The sequence below is a fragment of the Rothia sp. P100 genome (genome assembly GCF_023712425.1).
Lineage (GTDB): Bacteria > Actinomycetota > Actinomycetes > Actinomycetales > Micrococcaceae > Rothia > Rothia endophytica.
Genome location: NZ_JAMAYG010000002.1, coordinates 106,792 through 123,526, shown reverse-complemented (window position 1 = coordinate 123,526; position 16,735 = coordinate 106,792). Strand labels below are relative to the sequence as shown.

Here is a 16,735-nt window from a genome sequence, read left to right as displayed (position 1 = left end):
CACCTGCGGGTGCGACTGTCACTGACTTAGATGAGGGTTGGCTGCTCGCCCTCCTCAGCCCCACTGTTACGCAAGTCTGCGATAGCTCGCTCAAAATCAGCCAGGGATTCAAAGGCCTGGTAGACGCTGGCGAAGCGAAGATAGGCTACGGTGTCCAGACGTGAAAGCGGCTCCAGGATGCTCAGGCCCACTTCGTGGGCATCAATTTCTGCCAGACCCTTAGCACGGATCGACTCTTCAACTTCCTGGGCCAGTTTAGCCAGGTCGTCCTCACCGACAGGGCGCCCCTGACAAGCTTTACGCACACCGGAGATAATTTTTCCTCGGTTGAAAGGCTCGGTCACCCCGGATCGCTTGATGACCGCAACGGCGGTAGTTTCTACGGTGGTGAAACGCTTACCGCACTCGGTACACTGGCGGCGGCGGCGGATAGCGCCACCGTCATCGGTTGTACGGGAGTCTACAACGCGGGAGTCGGTGTGACGGCAGAAGGGGCAGTACATTAGTTGCCTTTCGAGCGGGCGGTAATGGCCTCACCATGGGCGGGCAAATCTTCATCCTCAGCGACAGCGACAATAGCGTCACCGATTTCTGCTAGAGCTTCTTTGGAGTACTCAATCAGCTGCACCGCTTTCATGAAGACGGTGGTATTCAAACCTGAGGCAAATGCGGCCGACCCACCGGTGGGAAGCACGTGGTTAGAACCAGCAGCGTAATCCCCCAGAGGCACAGGCGAAAAACCGCCGATAAAAATAGCGCCAGCATTACGGACGCGGGCAGCGACGGCCGCGGCGCCCTCAGTGTGAATCTCAAGGTGCTCAGCGGCGTAGGCATCTGCCACAACAATGGACTGATCCAGAGAGTTGGTGAGAATAATGCCGGACTGGGGGCCTGACAGGGCGGTGGCGACACGCTCGGCGTGTTTGGTGGAAGCCGCGCGACAGGTGATGGCTTCGGTCACCGCCTCGGCAAGAGCCGAGCTGTGGGTAATCAAAATTGACCCGGCGTTGGGGTCATGCTCAGCCTGGGAAATGAGGTCAGCCGCTACGTAGTCTGGGTTGGCGGTGTCATCCGCAATGACCGCGATTTCGGTGGTTCCGGCTTCGCCATCAACGCCCACCACGCCCTGCAGAGCTCGTTTTGCCATGGCGACGAAGATGTTACCGGGACCGGTGATGGTGTCGACCGGTTCTAGGGTTTCACCGTCGTCATCAATGCCGTAGGCCATAGCGGCTAGCGCCTGGGCGCCGCCGATAGCCCAGACCTCGGTGACCCCCAAAAGGCCTGCTGCCGCCAGGATGGTGGGGTGGGGCAGACCGCCGAATTCTTTTTGGGGCGGGGTGCACAGCACCAGGGAGCCAACACCAGCCGCCTGTGCGGGCACAGTGTTCATGATGACGGATGAGGGGTAAACGGCCAGACCGCCGGGCACGTAGACGCCAGCACGGCGTACGGGCGTCCAGCGGTTGGTGAGCTTAGCGCCGGGGGCTACTTCGATAGTTTTATCATCAGGACGCTGGGCGGCCGCAAAGGCGCGGGTGCGGGAGATGGCGATTTCAAGACCCTCACGCACCGCAGGGTCTAGGGCGGAAACCGCACCGTCAACGGCAGACTGGGGCACGCGCAAGGCACCCTGGGTTACGCCGTCAAAACGCTGTGAGAGCTCGCGCAGGTAGGGGGCGCCGTCGGCGCGTACCCTGGCGATGATGTCTTCGACGGTGGCGAGAGCGTTGCCCACATAGTCACTGGTTTGGCGAGGAACAATCTGGCGCAACTCCTTATAGGAATGGCTGGTGCCGCGCAGGTCGATGGTGCGCAGCATTGGGGCTGCCGGGCTCTGGGTGCTATCGATAGTGCTCACACCTCTATTTTATAGGGGGCGTCAAATACCAGCATCCATGACAGGCATAACTCAGCGGGTTCGGTTGAATAACATTTTAATCCGCTGAGCAACGTAACTAGCAATGTAACTACGGGCACATTTCACCTGCTACCATGGTGAGTACCACTCGGGGTGCGCCGTCTCTGGCGCTGAGATTAAACCCGTTGAACCTGCTCTAGTTAGTATTAGCGAAGGGAATGTGTGATGACTCCATCCAGCATGCCAATTGAGATCATTAACCGTACTGTCCGGGCTCGCAACCCTCTGGTGCACTGTCTGACCAACTCGGTAGTTCAGGAAATTTCAGCCAATGTTCTTCTGGCAGTGGGCGCCTCCCCCGCGATGGTGAGCCACCCCGAGGAATCAGGCCAATTCGCAGCAGTGGCAGATGCCCTGCTCATTAACATGGGCAATCCAGACCCCTACTATGTGGAGTCCATGCGTAGCGCCGTCAAAGTAGCGACTGCACACGGTACACCCTGGGTGCTTGACCCGGTAGCTGTCGGCGGATTGACGGTTCGTACTGAACTATCCGTCGAGTTACTTACCTCCAAACCCACCGTTATTCGCGGCAACCCCTCAGAAATTCTCAACCTTCACGCTGCTTTCACCCAGCAAGAGCGCTCAGGAGGCCGAGGAGTTGACTCCACCGATTCTGGTGAAGCGGCCCTGGATGCGGCGATAGCCCTAGCTCGCGAAACCGGCGGGGTGGTTGCCCTCTCAGGGGCCACCGATATCATTGTCTCCACCCATCGAATCACCCGTGTTAGCGGCGGCAGTGCCTTCATGCCTTTGGTGATCGGCACAGGCTGTTCCCTGGGTGCCGTCGTTGCTGCGTACTTGGCAGCCTGGGATGACGCCCACGAAGCCGCGGCCGCCGCTCACGCCACCTTCGCTACGGCCGCCGAATACGCTCACCCCCTTGCAAAAGGTCCGGGAACGTTTCGTGAGGCATGGCTCGATGGGCTTCACCTTGCTGAAGGGTGCACCACCAGCTGTGAAACCGAGGTGCTCTAATGATAGGTAACTACGGCCTATACTTGGTCACGGATTCTGGCATGGCTGGCGGGTGGCAGAAGGTAGCAGGAGTGGTTGCCGAAGCCATTGACGGTGGCGTGAATACCGTCCAGGTACGCGACAAAGAGCTCGACGATACAACCTTCTCAGCTCTCGTTGAGTCAGTTCTTTCCGTCACCGAACCCGCAAAAGTTCCCCTCGTCGTCAATGATCGGGTAGAGGTAGCTGCCCACTTTAGCCTTGATGTGCACATCGGTCAGGGCGACATGCCCCTGGAGACCGCCCGTGAATTACTCGGTGCTGGGCCCCGAATCGGGCTGTCGGTGGGAACCCACGCCGAGCTCCGGGCAGCACTGAGTGGTAGCATTCGCCCCGACCTTATCGGGATGGGGCCGGTCTACGCCACCAGCACCAAGAAGGATGCGGGCGCAGCGCTTGGCCTGAATACTTTGCAGGCGCTAGCGGCCGATGCCGCTGCATCAGGTATTTGTTCGGTCGCCATTGGCGGGCTCAATACCAGCAACATCGCTGAGGTCAGCAGGACGGGTGTTGCAGGTTGCTGCGTGGTGTCTGCGATTATGGCGGCTACTGATCCAGCCGAGGCTGCCCGTGCTTTGAAGGAGTTGATGGCATGATAGCTCGTGTCCTTTCTATTGCCGGTACCGATCCCACGGGGGGCGCAGGTTTACAGGCTGATGTGAAGTCCATTGCTGCAGCCGGTGGCTACGGGATGGGGGTAGTAACCTCTCTGGTGGTGCAGAACACCCGTGGAGTCCAGCAGGTACATACCCCTGACCCGGATTTTTTGGAAGCCCAGCTACGGGCCGTCAGTGATGATGTAACTATTGATGCGGTCAAGGTCGGGATGATCGCCGACCAGGCCTCTGCTGCGGTGGTGGTGAACTGGCTACGCAACTTACCCTCCAATATCTCTGTGGTCGTTGACCCTGTGATGGTGGCAAGTTCGGGCCAGGCACTAGCTGACTCGGTATCCGCTGACCTGCTTACCTGCGCCACCGTGCTGACCCCAAACGTGGACGAACTGGCGGCCCTCGTGGGTAAACCGGCGGCGAGCAGCCGAGCTGAGCTGATTGCCCAGGCACAGGTTTTGGCAGAAAAGACCGGTGCCCTGGTGGTTGCTAAGGGCGGGCACCTGGCAGATGATGACCGGGGCAACACCCTGGTGAACGCCACCGGCGAACTTGCCCACGCTGCGTCCTGGTTTGTGGATACCACTGCCTCGCACGGCACCGGTTGTTCTCTGTCTTCTGCCTTGGCAACCCGGCTGGGTCTGGGTGAGAGCCCGCAGGTAGCTCTTGAATGGGCGACCTCCTGGGCACATGAAGCTCTGCAATATGGTGAAGCTCAGGCGGTGGGAACAGGTAACGGACCCATCGACCACTTCCATCGGTTGCGCCGACAAGCTAAATCGGGTCTGCAGAACCCGACTGTTCCTGACAAACGTAACCGGCACCAGCCCGTTGTGAAGGCCTCCGGTGAGCACACCCGGGAGCTCTGGGAATATGCTGGCGAATCTCTCGACCGTTTTGGGTCAGACGGCTTTATTTCCGCACTGATGCAGGGTACTTTGAGCGGGTCACAGTTCACGTTCTACATTGAACAAGATGACTACTACCTCAACATCTATGCTGCAGTTTTGGCGCGTCTTGCTGCTGCTGCTCAGTCGGCTGAGGAGCGCAGCTTCTGGGCGGAGTCAGTGACCGGTTGCATCGCGGTTGAACAGGGAATGCACGCCCAGTGGAATCTGGACCCCTCAACGGTACATCCCTCCCCTGCGACTCTGGCTTATACAGACTTTTTGCGGGCTGAGACTGGAAGCGACTACGTGGTTGCGGTCGCCGCGGTATTGCCCTGCTTCTGGCTGTATGCGCAGTTGGCGGCTTTCGTGCCTGATGCTATTCCGGAGGACCACCCTTATAAGGATTGGGTGGAGGCCTACAGGGATGAGGCCTTCCAGGCATCGACCGCTCGGGCAGTGCAGATTGCCGAGGGATTGCTGGCGGCAGCCTCTGATCATCAGCGGGCGGCGGCGCAGCAGGCTTTCTGGCGAGCTTGCCAGCTGGAGGCAGACTTCTTTGCCCAGGCCCTGTTGCTCGATACGCTCTAGGCCGTTCTCTCAGCCGGCCCGGAGCATAGAAACGTGTGAGCTCTTTAACAGACCCACACGGTACTCCGAGAACACACCCAGGATCTACACCATAAAAAACCGCGGTAATAAGAACAATAGTTACCATTGCGATGATTCAATCATCGCAACCACACCAGGCACAGCCTCAACCATAAATTTGATTGAGGCGTACACTCCCGCCAAGGTCCGGTCACCCCCTAGTCAGTTAGTCAGTAAACCTTACCTTGTGCTGGGTGGGGGCCACCAGAGGCATGGGCTCGTATTCGGCACGTAGCTCGCGTAGGCGCATAGCGTGCTGGTGCAGGGCACGGTCCTCATCGGTCTGCGGGGTGAAGGGGCGGGCAGGCAGAGCGTTGCCGTCATGATTCACCGCAACGTAGGTCATGGAGGCGTGAATAGCTAGGGGCAACTGCTCATCACGCTCACGCGGATCCGCAGCCCTCAGGTGCACCATGACGCCCATGGTTCGAGCATCTGTCCGCACCAGACGGGCGGTTACCTCCACCAGATCCCCAATGTGCACCGGCCGGTAGAAGCGCACCCCGCCGGCATAAACAGCTACAGTTCGCTCCCCGCTCCATGCCATGGTCACGCTGGTGGCTGCCTCGTCGATCCACTCCATGGCGGTGCCGCCATGAACGTTGCCGCCCCAGTTAATGTCGGTGGGCTTGGCGAGAAAACGATGGGTAATTTCTGGCGCCGTGGAGTTTGAAGAATAGGTCTGCGCTATCATCTCGTCTTCAATAGCGTTGCGCAAATCAATGCGCGAAATGGCTGCCTGCTGCACCCGCTTCTCTTCATCGGTGACCGGCACATAGGGGGTTACCGGCTGGGACTTACGGTTCTCGTCCATAGCTACGAAGATCACCAGACAATCGCAAGCACGCGTGAAGAGACCGTCACGAGGGTCAGCCGAGAGCACTTCATTGACGATGTGCATGGTGGACCGGCCGGTGTAGACGATGCGCGAGCGCACCTCCACCATGTGCCCGGACGGGATGGGGCGGGTGAAGTGGATATGGCCAACGTAGGCGGTGACGCAGTAGGTGCCAGACCAGCCCACGGCACAGGCGTAGGCCGCCTTATCAATCCACTCCAGTACGCGGCCGCCGTGCACCCCCTGGGAACCTGCTGTCAGCACATCGGTGGGGGCTGCTAAAAAGCGCAGGGTGATGGAGGGCGATGGGGTTTGATGACTCATAATAAGTTCTACTTCTTTGTAGGTGGGTGTTGATTGTTCATTCTAAGGCTGTTCTGCCTGTTTCTTCGTGTATTGGGGAGGGGCTGGGAAAAACACCTCCTGGTTTGAGGCCATAAAGGGGACGCGGGTTGCTGGAATCCATGAGAAAACCTGCGTTGGCCCCTGAATCAAGAGCAGAATCTCATGTTTCCCTACAAGTGCTGAATCCGTCCCCAAAACAGCAAGAAAAACCGCTTTGACTAGTTTTTTACCGCAGCAACTCCACCTTTGAAGGCATTCATGAAAACAATCTCATTCCACTTTAATTTTCCTTTCATAATGCACTCATAGAGTTTTCTTAGGAAAACAAAAGGTGGGTACCATCCCACAGCCCAGCCCTTAGGGCGTGAACCGAGGAATCATGCAACATATGCTCCCACAAGTAGCTAGCGCTCAGCCTGTGCGCGTGGTGCTCTACAGCCACGATTCCCAGGGATTGGGTCACGTCCGCCGCAACCTATCCATCGCCCACCATATAGCCCGCCACTTCCCCAAGTTAACCGGCCGCCCGGTGGCGGGATTACTCGTCTCCGGTCTGCCCTATGCAAGCACCTTCCCACTGCCCGAAGGCTTTGACTGGGTCTTCATCCCCAGCATCCACAAGGCAGAGGGGGCTTATGCATCACGCTCACTGAATGCCAGCACTAAGCACCTGATTGGTCTTCGGTCCCAGCTCTTGCACGCCTGCCTGCTAGGCTTCAACCCTGATTTGGTCATCATCGACCGCCATATTTTTGGTGTCATGCGAGAACTCCAGACCCCACTCATCACCCTACGCCAACGCAACCCAGAGGTCCGCGTGGTACTGGGTCTACGTGAAGTTCTGGACGCCCCCGAGGTCGCACATGCCGAATGGTTCAAACACGGGGACCCCCAGAACCTCCGTCATCTCATTGACGCGATTTGGGTCTACGGAGACCGGAAGGTTCACAACCCCGTAGCAGCTGGCGAAGTCCCCGAATGTTTGGCTGATCTGGTGCGTTTTACCGGCTACCTTGCACAGGGCAGGGAGCTGACCGAAGTGCCGACCGACCCGGGGCACGCTGCCCCTTTCATTCTCAGCACAGCCGGCGGCGGTTCTGACGGCTACCAGCTACTGCAGACACTGGTTCGCAGCGAGGTGCCAGATGGCTACCAGCATCTGGTGGTTGCCGGGCCACAACTGAATAACCGCAAACTACTCAAGCTACAGGCCAAGGCTGTTGCTGGAACCCGCGTGGTTGGCTCCCTTCCTGGGCTCAGTGGGCTCATGGAACAAGCTGCCGCTGTGATTTCAATGGGTGGCTACAACTCGGTCAACGAAATTCTTGCCACCGATACCCCTGCTCTGATTGTCCCTCGGGAAACACCGCGCACCGAACAGCTCATCCGTGCCCGTGCCCTGCAGAAAGTGGGGGTCGTGGATTTGCTCCAGGTGGGAAACCTAACGTCTGCTCTGACCGGTGCCTGGCTGGCACAGGCGGTCGGCAGCAGAGTTGATCGTTCAGGAATTAAACGGAATGGGCTAACCAAGACAGCCAAACTAGCAGCAGAAACTTTCACTAATACATACCCCGCTCCCCGGGAGGAAGCATGCACCGCATAGGTTACGTCCTTAAGGTTTACCCCCGCTTTTCTGAAACCTTTGTGGTGACAGAAATTCTGGCCCGAGAAGCTGCCGGAGCAGATCTTCGCATCTACGCGATGCGCCCCACCACCGATGCTCGTTTTCACCCAGAACTGGCCCGAGTCAAAGCGCCGGTCACCTGGGTGCCTCGCCCCACCAACGCCAACCGCTTCTGGCAGCAGGTCACCGCCTCTACCCAGGACCCCGAAATCCTAGCCAACTTTGCATCCATCCTCCCTGAGCTCACCGAGCTAGAGGCCAGCGATGTGGCTCAGGGTGTCGCGTTGGCGCAACGGGTCAAAGCTGACGGTATCACCCACCTGCACGCCCACTTCGCATCGCTGGCCGGGCGCATGGCCTGGGTTGCTTCCAAGCTAACTGGCATTCCCTATACCGTGACCACCCACGCTAAAGATATCTTCCACGAATCGGTTAATCCCATCTGGCTACGCAGGATTTGTGGGGACGCCGCCCAAGTTTTAGCCATCAGTAGGTTCAACGAGGGCTATCTGCAGAAGGTTCTCACGGACACCGGCGCCAACCTAGTCTTGCTCTACAACGCACTGGAGCTTTCACGTTTCGAGTACGTCAAGCCCTCCCTACCCACAGGTACGTTGCGTATCGCGGCTGTGGGCCGTTTTGTACCCAAGAAGGGTTTTAGCGAACTCTTGGGCGCTGTCGCCATCTTGGCTGAGCGAGGCGTAGATTTCTCTCTGACCCTGGGCGGGGACGGCGAGCTTGATGAGCAGCTTCGCCAAAAAGTTGAACAGTTGGGGCTGACCCAGCAGGTCACCATGCCCGGGCCCCTCACCCAAGCAGAAGTACGCCAGCTGCTGCGCAGCAGCGACGTTTTTGTAGCCCCCTGCGTGCCAGCGGGCGACGGCAACATGGACGGACTGCCCACGGTTGTTCTCGAAGCCATGGCCTGCGGCGCCCCGGTAGTTACCACGTCTGTTACCGGCCTACCCGAGGTGATCCGAAACGGTGAAACCGGTCTGCTGCTAGAACCGGGCGACGTGCCGGCTCTTGCTGATGCGCTGGCAAGCATCGCAGACGGGGATGTTGACACCCCGGCACTGGCAGAGGCCGCCCGTCAACTCATTGAACAGAACTTCGATAGCAACTTTCAGGCACAGCGCCTGAACACCCTAGAAACCACGGAGGCACCCTAATGCGTATCGCCTACCTCAGCCTTGACCCCGGCATCCCCATCTTTGGTAGCAAGGGTGCCTCCGTGCACGTCCAAGAAGTAGTGCGGGAATTTCTGGCGCTGGGCCACGAGGTCAGCGTTTTCACGACCCGCAAGGGCAAAGAAGTGCCCGCTGACCTTGCCAATCTGCCGCTGCGCGAGTACAAAATCGGCGCTAAGGACGCCGCCGAGCGCGAACTTGCCCAGCAACAGATCACAGCGGCAATGGTCGCCGACATCGCTGAATGGGGTGCGAATTTTGTCTATGAGCGCTACTCCCTCTTCAGCACGGTTCTTGCAGACACCACCCTGCCCGGGATTCTTGAAGTCAACGCCCCTCTGATTGATGAACAGAAAACCCACCGCGTTCTAGTGAACGAAGACCAGGCTTTCACCGCCCTCACCCGTCAAGCTCAGGCAGCCAGTGCCGTCGTCTGCGTCTCTGACCCGGTCCGCGATTGGGTACTGACTCATGTTCCCGCTGCTCAGGCACACACCGTGCCCAATGGCGTCAGCATTAACCGTATCCAGCCCTCGCCTGAGGCAACCGGCACCCCCGTTGTCACCTTCGTGGGTACCCTAAAGCCCTGGCACGGGGTATCTGACCTCATTGAGGCAGCTGCTTGTGCCCAGCACGACTGGCTACTCCGCATCGTCGGTGATGGTCCAGAACGCGTGTCTCTAGAAACACAGGCCGCGAAGCTAGGGGTACAGGTGGACTTCCGCGGTGCCGTCGTGCCCGAAAACATGCCAGCTGAAATTGCCGGCAGCGCTCTGGGCGTCGCCCCCTACCCCGCTGCCAGCAATAGCTCAGAGCACTACTTCTCCCCGCTGAAAGTCTACGAGTACCTAGCTGCTGGGTTACCCGTGGTAGCCACCGACATCGGCCAGATTCCCGAGCTCATTGACGGAGCAGGTTTACTGGTGCCAGGTTCGGACCCAGCGGCCCTAGCGGCAGCTATCGACCGGTTGGTAGCTGATCCCTCAATCCGTGCCCGGTTGGGCGCTACTGCCCGCACATTAGCCGTACAAAAGCATAGCTGGAGCAGCGTCGTCGCCCGAATCTTTGACCTAGCGCAGGTGCCTGCCTGTGGCTAAGTCTAAACGCATAAAAAAACGCGCGTTGCGGCGTACCTTGGAGCTCCTTGCCCCAAATATTAAGCCGCAGAGAACCCTGGCAGCCGGTGGCGTCGTCGCCCTACTCTTTGAGGTGGCCTTCCGCGTGCTAGAGCCCTGGCCCATGAAGTTCGTGATTGACGCGGTTTCGGTTTCTCTGGGTGCAAACCAGGCAGGCCCTGCAGCTTCAGTCTCCCTGCTCATCTGGTGCGGAGTTGCCCTGATTCTTATTGTGAGCCTGCGCGCGCTCTCCAACTACATGGCAACCGTCGCCTTTGCGTTGGTTGGGTCGCGTGCGTCCACTCTGCTACGCGCCCGCGTCTTCTCCCACGTTCAGGGCCTGCACCTGGGCTTCCACGCCCGCAACCGCAGCGCCGATACCGTTCAGCGCATTGTGGGCGACGTGGGTAAGCTCCAGGAGGTAGCCGTTACCGCTGGTCTGCCTCTGATGGCTAATATGCTGACCCTGGTCATCATGCTGGTGGTCATGCTCATTATTGACCCGGCGCTCTCACTCGTGGTGGTACTGGCGCTGGTAGCCTTCCCGCTCCTATCGCGCGGCACAGCCAAGAAAATTACCACTGCCTCACGGAAGACCCGCAAGGCAGAGGGCCAGCTAGCCAATACAGCTCAAGAATCACTGTCCTCCATCAAGGTGGTACAGGCCTACGGGCTCGAAGAGCACATTGGCGCCCGTTTTACCTCGGCTAATAAAAAGTCGCTCAAAGACGGCGTGCAGGCTAGACGTCTGGCTGCCCGTTTGGAACGCGGGACCGACGTCATCGTGGGTCTAGCAACAGCCGCAGTACTCGTGGGCGGCGCTCTGCGTGTCCTGCAGGGAGCGATGACGGTGGGCGACCTTGTACTCTTCACCACCTACCTGAAAACCACCATGAAACCCCTGCGTGACATGGCAAAATATACTGGACGTATAGCCCGAGCCACCGCAAGCGGCGAGCGCGTTGCCGATCTCATGGACGTCGAAAGTGAACTGGCGGTTCTCGCTACCCCCGATGACCTCGGTGCCGTCAAGGGCGAGGTGTCCTTCAACGATGTACACACCGACTATGGGGGGCACTCGGTCTTACGGGGTCTCAGTCTCACAGCTCGCCCCGGTGAGTTGGTAGCGATCATCGGGCCTTCAGGAGCCGGCAAATCTACGCTGGTATCTCTTTTGGTGCGAGCTCAGGACCCCAACTGGGGCACCGTGACTATCGATGGTGTCTCGGTGGCTAGCGCCGATCTTGATGAGCTTCGTTCCAGCGTTTCTCTGCTCCACCAAGAGGCGGTGCTCTTTACCGGCACGGTTCGAGAGAACATTCGCTACGGCAGGTTCGATGCCACGGATGAGGAGGTTGAGCAGGCGGCACGGGCAGCCCATGCCCACGCTTTCATTGAGACCCTGCCCGACGGCTATAACACGGTGGTGGGTGAACGCGGTGGCACGCTCTCAGGTGGCCAGCGTCAGCGAATCGCCATTGCCCGCGCGCTGCTGCGCAACACCCCCATTGTGATTCTCGATGAGGCAACAACCGGTCTTGACCCGGAATCGGCATCACTGGTGATGGACGCTATCGAGAAGCTCGTTGCGGGGCGAACCACCCTGGCAGTGACCCACGACACTGAGGTCGCCCTACGAGCTGACCGCGTGGTGTGGTTACAGGACGGTCGGGTTCTGCTCGATGACTCCCCCACCGCTCTGCTGGCTAACTCCAAGGAGTTCCGCCAGTGGGTCAATGCCGGCCAACAAAACCTTGATGACATTCGAATTGGAGATACACCATGAACGCTACGGTGATGTATACCGAGCAGATGCTGGACGCCAGCTGGCTCTCCGATGCTCTAGGGGCGCAGGTAACAGCGACTTCACTTCGTGCTAAGCCGGGAACCTCGCTGACAGCCTCCTTCACCCCTGCCGGTGCAGAAGGTCAGGACGCCTCAGGCTGGGTGCGTCTGATGTGGCCGGCCGGAGCAGGTAAGGCTGAAAAGCATAGAAGCAAAGCAGCCAAGCTGGGCTTAAGTGTGCAGCAGAGTGAGTTGCCCGATGGTTTTATTCTCCAGTGGGGTGGGGTTAAAACCGACCCTAAGCTAATGATGCATCTCGTTTCCTTTGAGGGTATGGATGACGGTGAAATTCTGCGCTATAACCCCTTGCGCCGTCTGGTGGTCCGCAACGGTTACCGAGTCTCCCGCATCGTCACCTCCGCAGACCCCCACAGCACTGACCTCTACCGTTTTGTGGGTTTACATGTGCCTGTACCTGAAGTGCTGGACCCCGATACGGGCACCGGTATGGACGTGCTGCGTTTCGTGGGCACCAGAGATCTCAGCTCAAGTATCTCTACCGCTCAAGCTACGTCCGTCGGTGCGCTCTTCGCTGATCTGCATGCTTCGGTTTCTTCTTTGCCCAACTACCTCAATCGTCATCTGGCGGCTAAGAATATTTCTCCTGCTGTCCAGTTAGAAGCGCATGCTTCCCTCTTTGATGTGTTGGCCCCAGAACTTGCTGGCCGCACCCGCGCACTGGCCGCAGCGTTCAAGCCCCTATCAGGACCGCCGGTATTGCTGCACGGGGATGCCTCACCGGACCAGGTTCTGACCGATGAGGCCACCGGGGCGCTCTGGCTTACTGATTTTGACCGGGCTTATCTGGGACCAGCCCCCGTTGATATTGGTTCTTTTATGGCAACCTCACCCACCGAGGTCAGTGCCGCCTTCTTCGAGGGCTACAGCAGCACGGCGGGGCACGGGCTGCCGGTTCTAGATCTTCAACATGCCTTGGCTGGAGCTCTTGCCCTGCGTCTGGCCGACCCGCTCCGCAGTGCTCAACCCGGTTGGAAGGACGAGGTTGAGGCGGGCCTGAGCAGAATTGAGCAGATGCTATGAGTGCTAATACCACGGCTTTAGAAGCCCTGCGACGCTACCACCGCACTAACCCGGTGCGCAGAGCGTGGCCGGCCAAAGACGGTGCCCTCATTTTTGAAACATTCGACGCCCAGGGGCTCCTGCGCGCGGGGAAGGTCACCGCTGAAGGGAATATTTCCCTGCTCACATATGGGGCTGATAAGAAGCTACCCTGGTTAGAAGCGGCTGTGGACGGTGGTGCACAGCTTATGGTGCACCGGGCCAGCAAGCGCGCCGTCACCAGGGAACACCACGCAGTTACTAAGCACCTGCGCCCCGGTAAGGCAGAAAAGGTAGCAGCTCTATCCAGCAGTTTGGGTGAGGTTTTTGAAGAGGCAGGTTTTAGCTCGGCCAGCGTCCTTGCGGTGCGCGAGCAATCTCTTGATTTTTCACTTCTGCCCGGCCAGACCTTGCTAGAGCTGGGCGATGACTCCCTGCCGGCATGGGAGGTCTTTGCAGACTCCTGGAAACGGTTTTTGACCCTGGGGAAAGATCTGGCTGATGTGACTCACTACTCACTCCACAGCTCAGTGGAGGAAAAAAGGGTGCTAGCCCAATGGATTGAGTCTGCTCGCAACTACGCCGCCCTCGACCGCATCAACGACCTCGAGGGGGCAGCAGAAGCCGTTGCAACCGCTCTGGCAGAAAAGCCGGATCAGCTCGTCCTGCTTCACCGTGATCTCCACGATAAGCAGCTGCTCTGGGACGGTTCGCAGCTGGGAATTCTTGACATTGATACCGCGGCAATCGGCGAAGCTGCCCTGGATGTAGGCAACCTTCTGGCTCACATCGAGCTGCGCCGAATCCAGGGGCATCTCACCGCTGAAAAAGCCGCCGAAATCACCGTAATTTTGTGGGATCTCGCCCAAGAGGCCGGAATCAGCCCTCAGAGACTCAGGGCCTACACCCAGGGTTCCCGCATTCGGATCACCTGCGTTTACGCTTTCCGCCCCCGCTCCGCCCCTTGGCTTGCTACCTGGCTTGATTGGGCACTAGCCCACACCCCCTCAGTTTTTTAAACATCACTATCTCAAAGGAACATTTCATGAAAATCTCAGTCATCGGTTGCGGCTACCTCGGTGCCGTCCACGCAGCGGCTATGGCTCAGCTTGGTCACGAGGTCATCGGTGTTGACGTCGATGCCTCCCGCATCGAGGCGCTGGCTGCGGGCCAAGCTCCCTTCTTTGAACCGGGCTTCCCCGAGATTCTGCGCGCCGCCTTAGATTCGGGCAAACTCCGCTTTGCTCTGGCTCCCGCGTCAGAAGAACTCGCTGACGTTGACGTCCACTTCATCGCTGTGGGAACCCCGCAGTCTGAGGACGGCAAGGCAGCTAATCTCACCTACGTGAACTCCGCCGTGGACATGGTGCTGAAGGCTCTGCCCAGCTCTGATACCGCCGCTGAAGCTGGCCGCCCCGTCATTGTGGGTAAGTCCACCGTTCCCGTGGGCACTGCCTCTGCCCTAGCCCCTCGCATCGAAGCCGCTGGCGCCACCCTGCTGTGGAACCCCGAGTTCCTGCGTGAAGGCTTTGCGGTTGCAGACACTCTGCACCCGGACCGACTGGTCTATGGTCTACCCCAGGATGCTGAACGGGCTAAGACCGGTGCTGCTGCACTGGAGAAGGTCTATGCTCCCCTGCTGGCAGAGGGTATCCCCCTCATCAAGACCAGCTACCCTACCGCCGAGCTGGTTAAAGTCGCCGCTAATTCCTTCCTCGCTACCAAGATCAGTTTTATCAACGCGATGGCTGAGCTCTGCGAGGCTACCGGTGGGGATGTCACCGAGCTTGCCACCGCTATCGGTTATGACGAGCGTATTGGCAACAAGTTCTTGAAGGCCGGTATCGGTTTCGGTGGAGGTTGCCTGCCCAAGGACATCCGAGCCTTCCAGGCCCGGGCTGAGGAGCTGGGCGTTGAAAGCGCGGTCAGCTTCCTGCGCGATGTGGACGCTATTAATCAGCGCCGTCGCGACCGCGTGGTCGCACAAGCAATCAAGATTTTTGACAGAAAGATTGAGAACGCAAAAATTACGGTTCTGGGTGCCGCGTTCAAGCCCAACAGCGACGACATCCGTGACTCCCCTGCTCTTGAGGTGGCGCTGCGTTTGGCGGACGCCGGCGCTCAGGTAACCATTACCGACCCCGAGGCACTACCGGGTGTTGCTACCCGCTACCCCCAGCTCATCACCGAGGCAGATGTGTTGACCGCACTGACGGGCAGTGATCTGGTGCTTTTACTGACGGAATGGGCCGAGTTCGTCAACATTGACCCTGTGCAGGCGACCGAGCTGGTGGGCACCGCTCGTATTATTGACGGGCGTAATGCTCTTGACCCCTGCATCTGGCAGGGCGCCGGCTGGAGCTACGCAGGCCTCGGCAGGTAACTTTCTCGACCCGTCTTAGGACCTGCCGCCACCTTACCTTGTGTGGGGTTTGCTTTCTACTGCGACAGAAACAAAGCAGTTGAAAGGGAACCCCGCTGTTCTTTGCTGGGCGCAGTCGGCTCACTGGCTATTGGATATCAACTCAACTTCGGTTTTGTCTAGATTACTGTGAACAGCGTTAATCTATCAGAATGCAAAGAAACGCTTTGTCATCACTATTTCAGAAATTACCTTATAAAGATGGTTTGATATTTTTATAAAAATTATAGTAAATGCCGATTTATTATTATGAGGAATGATGTAGTTGCAGAGTGTCAGCCTGAACCTAGAATCCAATACTAGGCAATGCTCCTAATCCTTTGAAGTCTGGTCTCCTTAATAAAGGAAAAATATGGAAAAATAACGCTACAACTAAATACCGTAGTCAGAAGCTAACAACCCTAAAAATCAAAAAAGAGTCTATTATCAGAAAGATGGAGGCAGACGGCTGGGAGCTAACAGAGGTCGTTGACGGGAAACTTCAAACAACGTTGCGCTTCCGTAAACCTGTAAAACCCATCAACATGAAGATTGCCATTCCAGCGACGATAGCCACAGTAGCTTTAATCGTTACGGTCGGAATCCAATCAGCACTAGAAGAAGAACCCGACCAAGAAGCGTCCGTTGCGGCATCACAGTCCCAAAGCACCACACCTTCACCTTCCAATACACGCGCTTCCACCGCTCCAGATTCGATGGCTCCAGCCAGTACCATTCCTTCCGAGCATTCAGAAGCTAGTGCCTCCCCCACTCCATCGCCAACCCCTGTAGGAATTATTACCTCTTCAAATAATCCTGAATTTGAATTAATTATTAATGAAAATGATCCCTGTAGTGAAAGCATCAGGGATTTTGCATCAACATATGATGGGGAAACAGTTAGCTTTGATGGATCCATCGTGAACTTCTTAGAAATTGAGGGATACAGGACGGTTGTGGACGTGCTTATCTCGCCTGGCAACTTTAGTGAAACATCACAAAAAGGACCGCATTTTAAGTTCGAAGGAGTTCAACCCGCTGTCTCTATGCATTTTCCAGCGGATGACCCTGCAGAGAGCATTTATGTTGGGCAAAATTTACATTTTGAAGCAGAAATTGAATCCTTTGATCAAAATTCCTGCCTGTTTTATCTTGACCCCATCAAGACAACATCACACTGAATCATCGTTTGACCTATATAATCCGGCTGATTTTTAGTCTTGGGTTGTAA

The 16,735-nt window shown here is 57.8% G+C and carries 14 protein-coding genes and 1 riboswitch; of the genes, 11 read left to right on the top strand and 3 right to left on the bottom strand.

Going from position 1 to position 16,735, the window contains the following annotated elements; genetic code table 11:
- Nucleotides 1–26 precede the first annotated feature (26 nt).
- The gene (gene nrdR / locus M3668_RS05465) at nucleotides 27–503 is read right to left on the bottom strand and encodes a transcriptional regulator NrdR (RefSeq protein ID WP_251379809.1); all 477 of its coding nucleotides are present in this window, start codon (nucleotides 501–503) and stop codon (nucleotides 27–29) included.
- Nucleotides 503–1,822, bottom strand: a complete 1,320-nt coding sequence (gene hisD, locus M3668_RS05460; RefSeq protein WP_251380157.1) for a histidinol dehydrogenase — start codon at nucleotides 1,820–1,822, stop codon at nucleotides 503–505. Before hisD ends, nrdR begins: the two co-directional genes overlap by 1 nt.
- A gap of 178 nt (nucleotides 1,823–2,000) precedes the next feature.
- Nucleotides 2,001–2,097, top strand: a riboswitch (TPP riboswitch).
- Here hisD and thiM point away from each other — a divergent pair.
- From thiM to M3668_RS05445, 3 genes are all read left to right on the top strand, one after another.
- Complete coding sequence (gene thiM, locus M3668_RS05455) at nucleotides 2,087–2,899, top strand: hydroxyethylthiazole kinase (protein ID WP_251379808.1); 813 nt, start codon at nucleotides 2,087–2,089, stop codon at nucleotides 2,897–2,899. It overlaps the preceding riboswitch by 11 nt.
- The gene (gene thiE / locus M3668_RS05450; protein ID WP_251379807.1) at nucleotides 2,899–3,534 is read left to right on the top strand and encodes a thiamine phosphate synthase; all 636 of its coding nucleotides are present in this window, start codon (nucleotides 2,899–2,901) and stop codon (nucleotides 3,532–3,534) included. Before thiM ends, thiE begins: the two co-directional genes overlap by 1 nt.
- Nucleotides 3,531–5,027 (top strand): bifunctional hydroxymethylpyrimidine kinase/phosphomethylpyrimidine kinase, encoded by a 1,497-nt coding sequence (locus M3668_RS05445; protein ID WP_251379806.1) that lies wholly within the window; start codon nucleotides 3,531–3,533, stop codon nucleotides 5,025–5,027. Before thiE ends, M3668_RS05445 begins: the two co-directional genes overlap by 4 nt.
- A 226-nt stretch (nucleotides 5,028–5,253) precedes the next feature.
- Here M3668_RS05445 and M3668_RS05440 read toward each other — a convergent pair whose 3' ends face one another.
- Nucleotides 5,254–6,249: an acyl-CoA thioesterase gene (locus tag M3668_RS05440; protein WP_251379805.1), complete on the bottom strand. Its 996-nt coding sequence runs from the start codon at nucleotides 6,247–6,249 to the stop codon at nucleotides 5,254–5,256.
- Between the two features lie 409 nt (nucleotides 6,250–6,658).
- Between M3668_RS05440 and M3668_RS05435 the strand changes: the two genes are divergently transcribed.
- From M3668_RS05435 to M3668_RS05400, 8 genes are all read left to right on the top strand, one after another.
- On the top strand, nucleotides 6,659–7,873 hold the full coding sequence (locus M3668_RS05435) for a glycosyltransferase family protein (protein WP_251379804.1): 1,215 nt from the start codon (nucleotides 6,659–6,661) through the stop codon (nucleotides 7,871–7,873).
- Nucleotides 7,861–9,066, top strand: a complete 1,206-nt coding sequence (locus M3668_RS05430; protein ID WP_251379803.1) for a glycosyltransferase — start codon at nucleotides 7,861–7,863, stop codon at nucleotides 9,064–9,066. Before M3668_RS05435 ends, M3668_RS05430 begins: the two co-directional genes overlap by 13 nt.
- Complete coding sequence (locus tag M3668_RS05425; RefSeq protein ID WP_251379802.1) at nucleotides 9,066–10,181, top strand: glycosyltransferase family 4 protein; 1,116 nt, start codon at nucleotides 9,066–9,068, stop codon at nucleotides 10,179–10,181. The genes M3668_RS05430 and M3668_RS05425 overlap by 1 nt, the downstream gene beginning before the upstream one ends.
- Complete coding sequence (locus tag M3668_RS05420) at nucleotides 10,174–11,985, top strand: ABC transporter ATP-binding protein (protein ID WP_251379801.1); 1,812 nt, start codon at nucleotides 10,174–10,176, stop codon at nucleotides 11,983–11,985. Before M3668_RS05425 ends, M3668_RS05420 begins: the two co-directional genes overlap by 8 nt.
- On the top strand, nucleotides 11,982–13,085 hold the full coding sequence (locus M3668_RS05415) for an aminoglycoside phosphotransferase family protein (protein ID WP_251379800.1): 1,104 nt from the start codon (nucleotides 11,982–11,984) through the stop codon (nucleotides 13,083–13,085). The genes M3668_RS05420 and M3668_RS05415 overlap by 4 nt, the downstream gene beginning before the upstream one ends.
- The gene (locus M3668_RS05410) at nucleotides 13,082–14,122 is read left to right on the top strand and encodes a phosphotransferase (protein WP_251379799.1); all 1,041 of its coding nucleotides are present in this window, start codon (nucleotides 13,082–13,084) and stop codon (nucleotides 14,120–14,122) included. Before M3668_RS05415 ends, M3668_RS05410 begins: the two co-directional genes overlap by 4 nt.
- Before the next feature lie 26 nt (nucleotides 14,123–14,148).
- Nucleotides 14,149–15,486, top strand: coding sequence for a UDP-glucose dehydrogenase family protein (locus M3668_RS05405; protein ID WP_251379798.1), 1,338 nt, complete (start codon nucleotides 14,149–14,151; stop codon nucleotides 15,484–15,486).
- A gap of 359 nt (nucleotides 15,487–15,845) precedes the next feature.
- Nucleotides 15,846–16,685, top strand: coding sequence for a DUF4839 domain-containing protein (locus M3668_RS05400; protein ID WP_251379797.1), 840 nt, complete (start codon nucleotides 15,846–15,848; stop codon nucleotides 16,683–16,685).
- Nucleotides 16,686–16,735 lie beyond the last annotated feature (50 nt).

Coding starts and splice junctions, on each gene's coding strand:
- nrdR (WP_251379809.1), bottom strand. CDS start 503: ATGTACTGCCCCTTCTGCCGTCACACCGACTCCCGCGTTGTAGACTCC.
- M3668_RS05430 (WP_251379803.1), top strand. CDS start 7,861: ATGCACCGCATAGGTTACGTCCTTAAGGTTTACCCCCGCTTTTCTGAA.
- M3668_RS05410 (WP_251379799.1), top strand. CDS start 13,082: ATGAGTGCTAATACCACGGCTTTAGAAGCCCTGCGACGCTACCACCGC.
- M3668_RS05405 (WP_251379798.1), top strand. CDS start 14,149: ATGAAAATCTCAGTCATCGGTTGCGGCTACCTCGGTGCCGTCCACGCA.
- M3668_RS05425 (WP_251379802.1), top strand. CDS start 9,066: ATGCGTATCGCCTACCTCAGCCTTGACCCCGGCATCCCCATCTTTGGT.
- thiM (WP_251379808.1), top strand. CDS start 2,087: ATGACTCCATCCAGCATGCCAATTGAGATCATTAACCGTACTGTCCGG.
- hisD (WP_251380157.1), bottom strand. CDS start 1,822: ATGCTGCGCACCATCGACCTGCGCGGCACCAGCCATTCCTATAAGGAG.
- M3668_RS05445 (WP_251379806.1), top strand. CDS start 3,531: ATGATAGCTCGTGTCCTTTCTATTGCCGGTACCGATCCCACGGGGGGC.
- M3668_RS05435 (WP_251379804.1), top strand. CDS start 6,659: ATGCTCCCACAAGTAGCTAGCGCTCAGCCTGTGCGCGTGGTGCTCTAC.
- M3668_RS05415 (WP_251379800.1), top strand. CDS start 11,982: ATGAACGCTACGGTGATGTATACCGAGCAGATGCTGGACGCCAGCTGG.
- thiE (WP_251379807.1), top strand. CDS start 2,899: ATGATAGGTAACTACGGCCTATACTTGGTCACGGATTCTGGCATGGCT.
- M3668_RS05440 (WP_251379805.1), bottom strand. CDS start 6,249: ATGAGTCATCAAACCCCATCGCCCTCCATCACCCTGCGCTTTTTAGCA.